The organism is Neptunicella sp. (assembly GCF_048268085.1).
Classification (GTDB): Bacteria; Pseudomonadota; Gammaproteobacteria; order Enterobacterales; family Alteromonadaceae; genus Neptunicella.
Genome location: NZ_JBLWWF010000010.1, coordinates 1 through 11,667, shown reverse-complemented (window position 1 = coordinate 11,667; position 11,667 = coordinate 1). Strand labels below are relative to the sequence as shown.

Genomic DNA, 11,667 nt, shown 5'->3' with positions numbered 1-11,667 from the left:
GCGGCCTATTGGCCGCTACCTAAGATGTCTTTTTCTATTTGATCGCGGGTAATATGGCGAACATCTTTGCCCTTCACAAAATAAATCACGTATTCACAAATATTCTGGCAGCGATCACCAATACGTTCCAGTGAGCGGGCAGACCACAGTACATCCATAATTTTCGGAATCGAGCGAGGATCTTCCATCATATAGGTCATCAGTTGACGGGTCAGCGCTTCATATTCACGATCCACTTTCTGATCTTCTTTGTGAATTTCAAAGGCTGCATCCACATCCATGCGGGCAAAAGCATCCAGCGTGTCATGGAGCATTTTTAACACCTGACGTCCCATATTATCCAGACTGATTAAAAACTCCTGTTGTGCGCCACTAAAGCTTTTTAACGCCACCTTGGCGATTCGGCCCGCTTCGTCGCCAATACGTTCCAAATCGGTAATGGCTTTGGCAATCGCTAATATTAAGCGCAAGTCACTGGCGGCTGGCTGACGCTTAGCGATGATCTTGGTGCATTCCTCGTCAATAGACACTTCCAGCAAATTAATTTTAAAATCGCTGGTGAGTACTTCCTGTGCCAGTTCTTCATCGGTCGTTTCTATTGCATTGAGTGCGTTAGTCAGCTGTTGTTCGACCATACCACCCATTTTCATAACATGGTTACGCAGGTTTTCCAGTTCTTCGTTAAACTGTCCGGAAATATGTTTGTTAAGATTCATGTTTTCCATTGCAAAGCCCTTATCTGTTGTGATGGTTCAGCCTGTGGCTGATTAACCATAGCGTCCGGTAATGTAGTCTTCGGTCTGCTTCTTACTCGGGGTGGTAAATAGCGAATTAGTATCGGCATATTCAATTAATTCCCCCATGTACATAAACGCCGTTTGATCGGACACCCGTGCCGCTTGTTGCATGTTATGAGTTACGATGACGACAGTATATTGTTCTTTTAAGGAAGTAATCAGCTCTTCTACCGTCAAGGTTGAAATTGGATCCAATGCTGAGGTTGGTTCATCCAGTAACAAAACTTCCGGTTCAATGGCGATAGCCCGGGCAATCACCAAACGCTGTTGTTGACCACCGGATAAGCCAAAAGCACTGTCATTTAATCGGTCTTTAACTTCTTTCCACAGCGCTGCACCTTTAAGTGCTTTTTCAGCCGCTTCATCTAACGTGCGCTTGTCGCGGATCCCTTGCAAGCGCAAGCCATATACCACGTTTTCATAAATCGACTTGGGAAACGGGTTTGGGCGCTGGAACACCATGCCGATATTGCGCCGCAGCGCCGCTACATCAACGGACTTGGCATAAATATTTTGCTGTTGGAGTAATATTTCACCTTCAATTTTACAATCATCCACCAGATCGTTCATGCGGTTAATACAGCGCAACAGGGTGGATTTACCACAACCACTTGGGCCGATAAACGCAGTGACCTGATTTTTAGGAATGCGCATGGTCACATTATATAAAGCCTGCTTCTGTCCGTAGAAAAGACTGAGATTATTGATGGTCAGCTTGGTCTCTTGTTCTGGCAAATTAGCCAGATCGACTTTTTTGACATCTCTAAGTTGGGTTTCAATTGAAATCATAGTTCTACTCAGTATTTAAATTATTGGTCTAACGAACGGAATTTTTCGCGTAAATGGTTACGAATACCAATCGCAGTAATATTCAGGCCGATGATAACCGTTACCAGTAAAAAGGCGGTGGCAAACACTAACGGTCGCGCCGCTTCTACATTAGGACTTTGGAATCCTACATCGTAGATATGGAAACCTAAATGCATAAACTTTCGATCCAGATGGAAGAACGGAAAGTTACCATCAAGTGGCAGCATCGGTGCCGACTTTACCACACCCACTAACATCAATGGCGCGACTTCACCGGCCGCACGTGCTACGGCTAAAATTAAGCCGGTCATAATCGCCGGGCTAGCCATTGGAATAACAATACGCCATAAGGTTTCTGCTTTGGTCGCACCTAACGCTAAACTGCCCTGACGCACAGATGAAGGAATACGTGACAAACCTTCTTCGGTGGACACAATCACCACCGGCAAGGTTAAAATCGCCAGAGTTAATGCTGACCACAGTACGCCGGGGGTTCCGAACGTCGGGCCGGGCAGGGCTTCAGGATAGAACAGTTCATCAATTGAACCACCCAATATATACACAAAGAAGCCCAAGCCAAATACCCCGTATACGATGGACGGCACCCCGGCCAAATTGATTACTGCAATACGCAGAATTTTAGTAACCGGGCCTTTTTTGGCATATTCATGTAAGTAAATAGCTGCAATCACCCCAAAAGGCGTAACGATGACGGCCATTAGCATTACCATAAATACGGTGCCGAAAATAGCTGGAAATACGCCGCCTTCGGTATTGGCTTCACGAGGATCATCGCTAACAAATTTGCCCAATTGATGCAAAAAATAACCGATTTTGTCGAACAGGTTCATGCCATTGGGCAACACCACATCCAGCACCTGATTAAGAGGCAGTTCAATTTGCTCTCCGCGCATGTCTCGTACAATCACTTTATCGCGCTTAGCTTGCGTACGAATATCGAATAACTGCTTTTCCAACACCTGATAATCAGCTTGTAATTGGGCTTTATGTTGCTCGATACGCTTAATCGCCGCGTCATCCAACTCGCCTTTTAATTCCAGTGAGCGCTTTTCCAGACGCAGTTGTTCAAACTGATAGTTAATGCTGCCGATTTCATTATTTTGTAAATCCATCGCCTCGTCATTTAAATCGGTGCTGCGTTCAATCAGGCGGGCGAGTTGCTCGGTAAGATCCCCTTTTACTGGTGCGCCCCCTTCGATAACGTCTACCACATAACCATAAAAGTTACCGTTTTTAGTACGTTCAAACAGGGCTAAACCGGCAGGTTTTTCACGTTTAACAATATCGGTTTCCAATACCCAGCGAAAATCCAGATCCACATATTCGCGGTTACCGGTTTTGATTAAATAGCGGGTAACAAATTCCTCGTCATGACCGCGCAGATTAATACCCTGATCGGTTAAACGTTTAGCCGGAATCGATTCACTATCATAAATTTCACCGATAAGGGTGGTTTGACTACCATCCGGTTGCAACACGTCATACTGATAAATACTGGACGGCCAAAAGTACACCAATCCTTTCCAGGCAATCATCAGCAATAATCCAAGTACCGCGATTAAACTCATGCTGACCGCGCCAGCCGTCATCCATATCCAGGGAGAACCTGATTTAAACCAATTATTCATATCATCGTCGTCCTATAATGAGCTGTATTTTTCACGTAACCGCTGGCGCACAAATTCCGCTACGGTATTCACGATGAAAGTAAAAATAAACAAGACAAACGCAGCCAGAAACAGGATACGGTAATGAGAGCTGCCTACTTCAGATTCGGGCATTTCAACAGCAATGTTGGCCGACAAAGTACGCATCCCTTCAAAAATATTCCAATCCATAATTGGCGTATTACCTGTGGCCATCAGTACGATCATGGTTTCACCCACCGCACGGCCTAATCCCATCATAACCGCAGAAAAGATACCGGGGCTGGCGGTCAATAACACGACTTTAGTCAAGGTTTGCCAGGGGGTTGCGCCCAGGGCCAGTGAGCCGTTAGACAATTGTTTAGGAACACTGAAAATCGCATCTTCAGCAATGGAGAAAATCGTCGGAATCACCGCAAAACCCATAGCAATCCCCACCACTAACGAGTTGCGTTGGTCAAAACTGATCCCCAGTTCATTGGTCAGGAAAGCGCGAGTGTTGCCATCAAATAGCCACAGTTCCAGTTCCGGACTTAATGCAAAAGCAATATAACCGCTAATTAATACCACCGGAATTAACAGAATGGCATCCCAACCTTCACGGAATGATTGGCGAATACGTGTGGGCAATCGGCTCCAGCCAAAGGCGGTGAGCAAAATAAAGATTGGCGTAATCAGTAAAAACATCACCACGCCCGGCAAATAACTTTCAATGATGGGAGCCAACCATAAGCCGGCCAGAAATCCCAAAATAACCGTGGGTAAGGCTTCCATAATTTCAATAGTGGGCTTGACGGTTTTACGCATCCCGCTGGACATAAAGTAGGCGGTGTAAATCGCCGCTGCCAACGCAATGGGTACTGCCACTAACATCGCATAAAACGCAGCTTTGATAGTCCCGAAAGAGATCGGGATTAAACTGAATTTGGATTCGAACTCATCGTCAGCTGACGTTGATTGCCAGGTATAAGTGGGCTCTGAATAACCTTCATACCAAACTTTTTGCCACAAGGCGCTCCAGGTTACTTCGGGATGGTCATTTTTAACGTTGAATAAACGAAACTGGTTGGCAGATTGCAGCAATACCGCGTTAGAGCGAGGTGCAATGGCAACATGTTCAAGACTGTCGTCTTGTATTTTCTGATTAAACAGTTCGGCTTCACTGGTAGTGAAGTAAATTCCTAGATGACCCTGCTGGCCGACAGTATAAAAGCTTTTACGAAAATACTCCGGCACAATTTGTTTAATCGGGCTAGGGGCATGGAACTGACGGGCATTAACATATTGACGGCCATTGTCATCCAGCACTTCAAACCACTGGCTAATGGTGCCGTCACTGTTGCCAATAATGATAGAGCTGGCACCGGATAACAACGTCATCGCGGTCACTTTGGCTTTATTGGCATTAACCGCCATGCTTTGTTCCAGACTGATGTCGTCAATATCGCGAATATCATAAATAAACAGCTGATTGGCAGCGCGCACAAACAAGTGGGCTAAATTGGTTGAGATACGGATCTGATCGATCTTTTTCGGCGCGCCATCGATGTTGATGTAATCACTGGTCCACTCGATTTCATCGGTCATAAAATTCTGTTCAGCGGTCAGGTGGTTAAGAATTAACCGTCCGTCAGCAGTGGCCGCCGCCAATACCATGGCATCGGAGGTTTTCTCAACGGCTAATTGGGTCAACGCTTTACCCTGAGGATCCACTTCAAGGGGCTGTGAACCGGCGACATATTCAATGTTGGCTTCCAAATGACGAATGTTATTGGGAAAACTAACCGAAAAAGTCGGCTTCACGACCAGGGCCTGTCCATCATCAAAGCCATAGGCATAGATGCTGCGTGAGGCGACAGAAGTGGCAAAACTTGCCATCACTTTGTCATCAATCAAATGTTGTTGAGCGATGACTTTACCGATTTGTTGTGACTTTTCAGCATTATCCCGTAAATAGAAAAAAGTCGCGTTTAAGCCATCGTCAAAACGGTAACCAATCTCCGTTTGTTCTTCCATGCCGATTGCCAGTGTGGTGTGCTGATCTTGATACTGAAAGTCCGTTGCCGGTTCGACCGTGGCTGAGCGGAAAATGGGTTCCACCACATACAACAAATAGAAAAAGATCAACAGCAATGCCGCCAAAACCATTAAGCCACCGAAGGTAACGCCATATTTGGCCACCCGATCCTTAATTTTTCTGGATTTATTGCTGGTTAGCGTGAAGTCAGATGACATTCATAACCCCTTTGGATAATGCGTATTTAATGCTTGGCGTAGTATATGAACTATTTATGACATTTATATGACAATCGCCAAATTAAGGCCATGTTCACTCGCAAATAAAACAGAGTAGAGTGCTATTGTGACGGTTGTATGATGTAAAACGACAGGGATAAATCTAAGACGGGCAAGGTCGCCCGTCTTGGTCAGCAAAACTAGGCGGCAATTATGCTACGCACATAATCTTTTAATGGGCATTGCTGGGCATTTTCCAGGAAACAGGTCTGAAAGCGTTCACCGCCTACCGCAGTTGTCACCAGTTCCTGATCCAGTGATTGCAAACCTTGCAGAAAATCTTTGCCCATGGCCTGTTTGACCTGATTCAAAATACCGGCATTGGTGACTTGTGATTCTTTGCGCTCAGGCGGGTAACCCTGACCTTTTTCACCACTAAAGGCTTTTTCAAAAATATAACGGATATTCAGTTCCGCCCCCCAGCCAAAACCTTTGGCAAAAGGCAGCGCTAATGCATTGCCATTATTAATTTGAGCAAATAAAAATGCATCGGCAGGATCAATACAATATCCACAAGTGACTCCGGGGTGAGCATTGAGTGACATTAGCGCCCCTTGTCCGGTGCCACAGCCACTGACCACAAAGTCCACCGCTTTAGTATTAAGCAGTATGCCGGCCATGATGCCTAAATGGATGTAAGTTAATCGATGATCATTATCATCACTCATACCGACATTGAAAATACTGTGCTGTTGCTCAGCCCCCACCGCTTGCAACTCTTGTAATACAGCCGCATTTTTCGACGCCTGACTAAACTCGTTCATTAATGCTATTTTCATCGATACCGTCCTGATTTTTTAAAAGCGTATTATAAAGGAATTACGATGTTGCGGCAGTAACCGTGGGGTAGTTTAAGCGCTTAAGTTCTTATTTGGATATTTTGTGCGTTGAGCCACTCAAAAACGCTCAATATTGATTCAATTTGGGCAGGTAGTGCCGTGATGCACGGGACTGAATTAAGCCTTGCTAGTATCGAGAGCATAAAAAAAAGCGGGCCGCTTGGCCCGCTTTGATAGGGTTTAAATTCCTAGCCGTTGTTACAGACCCAGCTTGGTTAACTCAGCAGCAACGACTCGTGCTGGCAGAGGAATATAGCCGTCTTTTTCGACAATTTCCTGACCGCTTTTAGATAAGATCATTTTCAGGAATTCCGCATCTTTGGGCGCTAACGCCTTGTTTGGATGCTTGTTCACATAGATATACAGGAAGCGCGATAAAGGATAATGACCGGTAACCGCATTTTCCATGCTGGCTTCAATATAGTTATCGCCTTTTTTGGCTAGTGGTAAGGCTCTAACACCAGAGGTCTTATAGCCGATACCCGAATAACCAATACCGTTTAACGACGCCGATACCGACTGAACTACAGACGCCGAACCGGGCTGCTCGTTCACGCTATTTTTAAAGTCACCTTTACATAATGCTTTGGTTTTAAAGTAACCATAAGTACCGGAAACCGAGTTACGGCCAAACAACTGAATATCTTTATCTGCCCAATCACCAGTCAGGCCGACATCGCTCCAACGCTCGGCTGGCGCATCTTCACCACATTTTAAGGTAGATGAAAAAATGGCATCAACCTGTTGAATATTCAGCCCTTTAATCGGGTTATCTTTATGTACAAAAACCGCCAGTGCATCGATAGCAACACGGATTTCGGTTGGTTTATAACCAAAATGTTTTTCAAAGGCTTCAATTTCTTTGGATTTCATCTGACGACTCATCGGCCCAAAGTTTGAGGTACCTTCGGTTAATGCCGGTGGTGCCGTTGAAGAACCCGCAGCTTGAATTTGGAAGTTAACATTAGGATAAGTGCGTTTAAATTCTTCAGCCCAGAAGGTCATCATGTTGGCCAGTGTGTCAGAACCAACCGATGACAGACTGCCTGAAATACCCGATACTTTTTGATATTCAGGAATGTCTGAATCTATTGCCATCGATGAGGCAGAGAAGGTCGTGCAAAGGGTTAAACCTAACGCGGTAAATAAGTGCTTAAATTTCATGGGTTTCTCCATAATTAGGCAAATTGCCGTTTCATTATGGATAATGCTACGCGCCTTAAGTGACACTTTTATGACAATCATGAAGTTTTTATGACGATTTTGTGTCAGTGGATTTTATTGGCAGATCCAGATTAATCCCACTTCAACCGCCATGGGCTGTTCAAGCCTGTTTGGCGGTATCGGATTCAGCGTCGGGGATCATATTATTGGGTAATATAAAACTAAATGTGCTGCCTTTTAGTACCTGACTGGTAATGCGTAAATCAGAATAATGCCGGGCTAACACATGTTTGACGATGGACAAACCTAAACCGCTGCCGCCGGTTTTGCGCGAGCGGGCTTTATCGACCCGGTAAAAACGTTCGGTGATCCGGTGTATATGTTTCTGTGAAATACCTTCACCATTATCGGTAACCGAGAACAACGCACCCTCTTTAGTACGCTGCCAGTTAACCTGAATATGTCCGCCATCTTGGGTGTAATTAATGGCGTTAAAAATCAAGTTAGACATGGCGCTACGCAGTTCCATTTCACTACCGTAAACCACCAACGCAGGATCAATGTCAAAGTCGATTTGGTGTTTTTTTACCCGGTTTAATGATTGTGCTTCAGTTTTAACGATGTTCAGCATGGCATGGACATCCACGGTGCTTTTAAATACATCGTCACCACCGGATTCTATTTTGGACAGCACCAGTAATTGCTCCACCAGATCTTTCATGCGTACCGTTTGCAAACTCATTTCATCCACGGCTTTGGTCAGCATGGCTGGCGGGGCACTTTGCAGGTTTTCCATCATTTCCAGATAACCTAACATGACCGTCAACGGGGTGCGCAGTTCATGGGACACATTCGCAACAAAGTCCTGACGCATACTTTCCAGCTGTCTGAGTTTGGTCACATCGCGGGCAATAAACAGCATTTGCTCGGCATAGGGAATAATCCGGATTTCCAATAAGGATTGAGTATGCAACGGAGAGTGAATAATGATCGGATCTTTAAAGTCGCCCTTTTTTTGATACTGCTCAAAATTGGGACTACGGATTAGATTGTTGAGTCGTTGTCCCACATCCGAAGAGGTGATGCCCAGTAAATGTTGGGCCAGTTTGTTTGACCAGATAATGGTGTTTTCACTATCAAATACCACCGTGGCATCGGGCAGGGCCTGGGCACCTTCACGAAAACGTTTGATGAGTTCACCTAATTGGCGACGGCGTTTGCGATTATCTTTTTGCTGTTTATAGACACCATCAAAAATAGGCCCCCATGCTCCGCTGGCAATTGGCGGAGTTAAACTGCGCGCCCGCCACAACCAGACAAACAGTTGCCATTGACGATAGTAATGCCAACCCACTAACCAGCTTAGTGCAATGACTAATGCCAAAAGTAATGTGTCAGTAAAATAGCCAATAATGATCCACGGCAATAAGAACAGGAAAAGATTTTTGAGTGGCGTTCGCCACGAATAGTTATCAATCATCATGATCAATTAATAAAACCAGATTGGCGCATACTCTAGCGCAGTTAGTCGCAAACAAGCTAGCTGTTTGGCGCCATTTTTGTGCGATTCGAGCGATTTCGACTAATCGCAGCAAGATTAATAAAAGTGTCATAAAACTGCCTTATTATAATTCCGCTTTAAAGTCTGACGTTGTGTCGGGCTGTCAATTTAGGGTGCAAGTATGAGGCTTTTTCAAGCATTTTCCGTTGCCTGTGTTACAGCAACATTAACACTGACTACCACCGTCAATGCACAGGAAGATGACTATCTTAAACCTGTGGTGAAATCGGCAGATAAAATCAATCAGTCAGCGATTCAATCACAACAAAAAATCAACAAAATAACCGGTCAACTGGATTCCAAATTACAACAATTTAAAACGGTTAATAAAGAGACCGACGGTTTGATTGTGTATAACCAACAATTGCGCAAACAGATTCAAAACCAGCTGAATGAAATGGCTGATTTAAATGCCTCTATTGATGAAGTGAGCGTTATTGAACGTCAGATTACCCCACTGATGTTGCGTATGGTTGATGGGCTGGAACAGTTCGTCAAACTGGATGTGCCTTTTCTGCCAGAAGAACGCCAGCAGCGTATTGATGGCTTGCGTGAATTGATGGACCGAGCCGATGTGGCACCATCCGAAAAATTCCGTCGGGTGATGGAAGCCTATCAGGTCGAGATGGACTATGGCCGTACCATCGAATCTTACAGTGGAATTCATAATGTAGGTGGTCAGGAACGTGATGTGGACTTTTTACGGATTGGCCGTGTTGCCCTGATTTATCAAACCCGCGATGCGGTGTCTCAGGGGATTTGGAATAAAAAGACCGGACAATGGCAAGAGCTGGATAGCAGCTATCGTACCCAAGTCACTAAAGGATTGCGGATTGCCAAAAAACAACTGGCACCGAACTTGTTGTCACTTCCTGTTGCGCTAACTGATTAATCGGGCTTATTTGACTATGAAAACATTCACTACATTATGTTCGGTTGTATTATTGGCAACCGCGGTACAAGGCCAGGCTCTGGCACAAGAATCAAACGCCCTTAATCTGGATCAGTTGTTAAAACAGCTGGAACAGGGGCAGGTAGAACAAAGCCGTGAAAACCAGCAGCGTGAAAAAGAATTTGCGCAAAAGGTAAATGAGCAGGATCGCATGTTGGCCGACGCTGTGGCGCGCCGGGATGGACAATTAGCCGACAGTGAAAAACTGGAAACCCAGTTTGAAGAAAACGAATTTAAATTAGCCGATTTAAACGAAGCCATGAACCGCCGTTTAGGTTCACTAAAAGAGTTGTTTGGTGTGTTGCAGCAAGTGGCGGGCGATACCAAAGGCAAGTTCCAGAATTCAGTGATTTCTGCCCAAGTGCCGGGCCGTGCCGAATTTTTGGATCAACTGGCTCAGAAAATGGGATCCAGCTCAAAACTGGCATCGATTGCCGAAATTGAGCGCGTCTGGTTTGAGATGCAACGTGAAATGACCGAGTCTGGCAAAGTGACCCAGTTCAAAACGGACGTGGTGGAAGCCGACGGTAACAAGGTTAATAAACAAGTCACTCGGGTCGGTTCCTTTGCACTGGTCGCCGATGGTAAATATCTGGAATACCTGATTGATAGCGCCAATGTGGCAGAACTGGTTCGTCAGCCAGCCCAACGTTATCTGGATACCGTATCTGCACTGGAAAATTCCCATGGCGAACTGGTGGAATTCGGTCTGGATCCCACCGGGGGCAGTATTTTACGCCTGAAAGTACAGGAGCCTTCTTATCAGGAGCGCATCGAGCAAGGCGGCACCGTGGGTTACATTATTCTGATTGTGGGGGCCATTGGAATGATTTTGGCGCTGGAACGTCTGGTTTCCCTGACTATTTCGCGTAGCAAAGTTAATCGTCAGCTTAAAGCCGAGCAAGCCAGCAATGATAATCCGTTAGGTCGGGTGATTAAGGTTAAAGACGAATTCCCCCAAGCAGATACCGAAACACTGGAACTCAAACTGACTGAAGCCATTTTAGGTGAAGTGCCTAAACTGGGCCGCAACTTAACCATTATCAAGATTATCTCGGTAGTGGCACCGTTAATGGGCTTACTAGGTACCGTAACCGGGATGATTAAAGTGTTCCAGGACATTACCTTGTACGGCACCGGGGACCCCAAAATTATGGCCGGTGGTATATCTACCGCGCTGGTCACCACGGTACTGGGCTTGGTGGTCGCGATCCCGACTACATTACTGTATGCCATGCTCAATACCCGCAGTAAAAACATCGTGTTTATTCTGCAAGAACAAGCCTCGGGCATTATCGCCGAGCGTGCAGAAAAAGCAGGGCAGGCGTAACTCATGTTGGTTTTCCTCGAAGCCATCCGCGATTTTACCGAAACCGGTGGTCAGGTTCTGCTGATCATCGGGGCGCTAATTTTTGTGATGTGGTTGTTGATTATCGAACGGGTGCTCTATGTGTTTGTCGGTCACCGTCAGCTTAAAAAGGAATGCGTGGCCAAATGGGATGCCCGTTCAGATAAATCCTCATGGTATGCCGAACAAATCCGTCAAATGATTATTTCCCGTGTCACCATCCGTTTTAACCAG

Annotated in this window: 10 protein-coding genes and 1 pseudogene; 3 read left to right on the top strand and 8 right to left on the bottom strand. The window is 45.5% G+C overall.

Going from position 1 to position 11,667, the window contains the following annotated elements:
- Window positions 1–5: 5 nt before the first annotated feature.
- From phoU to ACTD55_RS09550, 8 genes are all read right to left on the bottom strand, one after another.
- Window positions 6–725 carry a phosphate signaling complex protein PhoU gene (phoU, locus tag ACTD55_RS09585; RefSeq protein WP_438864107.1) on the bottom strand — a complete coding sequence of 240 codons (720 nt, stop codon included), beginning with the start codon at window positions 723–725 and terminating at the stop codon, window positions 6–8.
- Between the two features lie 42 nt (window positions 726–767).
- On the bottom strand, window positions 768–1,586 hold the full coding sequence (pstB, locus tag ACTD55_RS09580; protein WP_438864106.1) for a phosphate ABC transporter ATP-binding protein PstB: 819 nt from the start codon (window positions 1,584–1,586) through the stop codon (window positions 768–770).
- Window positions 1,587–1,606: 20 nt separating this feature from the next.
- Window positions 1,607–3,256, bottom strand: coding sequence for a phosphate ABC transporter permease PstA (gene pstA, locus ACTD55_RS09575; protein ID WP_438864105.1), 1,650 nt, complete (start codon window positions 3,254–3,256; stop codon window positions 1,607–1,609).
- Window positions 3,257–3,268: 12 nt separating this feature from the next.
- Window positions 3,269–5,509 (bottom strand): ABC transporter permease subunit, encoded by a 2,241-nt coding sequence (locus ACTD55_RS09570; protein ID WP_438864104.1) that lies wholly within the window; start codon window positions 5,507–5,509, stop codon window positions 3,269–3,271.
- A 200-nt stretch (window positions 5,510–5,709) separates the two neighbouring features.
- Window positions 5,710–6,348, bottom strand: a complete 639-nt coding sequence (locus ACTD55_RS09565) for an RpiB/LacA/LacB family sugar-phosphate isomerase (RefSeq protein WP_438864103.1) — start codon at window positions 6,346–6,348, stop codon at window positions 5,710–5,712.
- A 258-nt stretch (window positions 6,349–6,606) separates the two neighbouring features.
- Window positions 6,607–7,572, bottom strand: a complete 966-nt coding sequence (locus ACTD55_RS09560; protein ID WP_438864102.1) for a PstS family phosphate ABC transporter substrate-binding protein — start codon at window positions 7,570–7,572, stop codon at window positions 6,607–6,609.
- Between the two features lie 160 nt (window positions 7,573–7,732).
- Complete coding sequence (phoR, locus tag ACTD55_RS09555; RefSeq protein ID WP_438864215.1) at window positions 7,733–9,052, bottom strand: phosphate regulon sensor histidine kinase PhoR; 1,320 nt, start codon at window positions 9,050–9,052, stop codon at window positions 7,733–7,735.
- Window positions 9,045–9,185: a hypothetical protein gene (locus ACTD55_RS09550; protein ID WP_438864101.1), complete on the bottom strand. Its 141-nt coding sequence runs from the start codon at window positions 9,183–9,185 to the stop codon at window positions 9,045–9,047. The genes phoR and ACTD55_RS09550 overlap by 8 nt, the downstream gene beginning before the upstream one ends.
- Window positions 9,186–9,254: 69 nt before the next feature.
- Here ACTD55_RS09550 and ACTD55_RS09545 point away from each other — a divergent pair, with 69 nt between their 5' ends.
- The 3 genes and pseudogenes from ACTD55_RS09545 to ACTD55_RS09535 all read left to right on the top strand — a co-directional run.
- Complete coding sequence (locus ACTD55_RS09545; protein WP_438864100.1) at window positions 9,255–10,025, top strand: DUF3450 domain-containing protein; 771 nt, start codon at window positions 9,255–9,257, stop codon at window positions 10,023–10,025.
- A gap of 16 nt (window positions 10,026–10,041) precedes the next feature.
- A complete protein-coding gene (locus ACTD55_RS09540; protein ID WP_438864099.1) occupies window positions 10,042–11,415 on the top strand; it encodes a MotA/TolQ/ExbB proton channel family protein in 1,374 nt (457 codons plus the stop codon).
- Window positions 11,416–11,418: 3 nt separating this feature from the next.
- A pseudogene (locus ACTD55_RS09535) lies at window positions 11,419–11,667 on the top strand (MotA/TolQ/ExbB proton channel family protein); the annotation flags it as partial.

Bases quoted from the DNA above. Each gene is read 5' to 3' on its own strand.
- phoU (WP_438864107.1), bottom strand. From the start codon at position 725: ATGGAAAACATGAATCTTAACAAACATATTTCCGGACAGTTTAACGAA.
- pstB (WP_438864106.1), bottom strand. From the start codon at position 1,586: ATGATTTCAATTGAAACCCAACTTAGAGATGTCAAAAAAGTCGATCTG.
- pstA (WP_438864105.1), bottom strand. From the start codon at position 3,256: ATGAATAATTGGTTTAAATCAGGTTCTCCCTGGATATGGATGACGGCT.
- ACTD55_RS09570 (WP_438864104.1), bottom strand. From the start codon at position 5,509: ATGTCATCTGACTTCACGCTAACCAGCAATAAATCCAGAAAAATTAAG.
- ACTD55_RS09565 (WP_438864103.1), bottom strand. From the start codon at position 6,348: ATGAAAATAGCATTAATGAACGAGTTTAGTCAGGCGTCGAAAAATGCG.
- ACTD55_RS09560 (WP_438864102.1), bottom strand. From the start codon at position 7,572: ATGAAATTTAAGCACTTATTTACCGCGTTAGGTTTAACCCTTTGCACG.
- phoR (WP_438864215.1), bottom strand. From the start codon at position 9,052: ATGATTGATAACTATTCGTGGCGAACGCCACTCAAAAATCTTTTCCTG.
- ACTD55_RS09550 (WP_438864101.1), bottom strand. From the start codon at position 9,185: ATGACACTTTTATTAATCTTGCTGCGATTAGTCGAAATCGCTCGAATC.
- ACTD55_RS09545 (WP_438864100.1), top strand. From the start codon at position 9,255: ATGAGGCTTTTTCAAGCATTTTCCGTTGCCTGTGTTACAGCAACATTA.
- ACTD55_RS09540 (WP_438864099.1), top strand. From the start codon at position 10,042: ATGAAAACATTCACTACATTATGTTCGGTTGTATTATTGGCAACCGCG.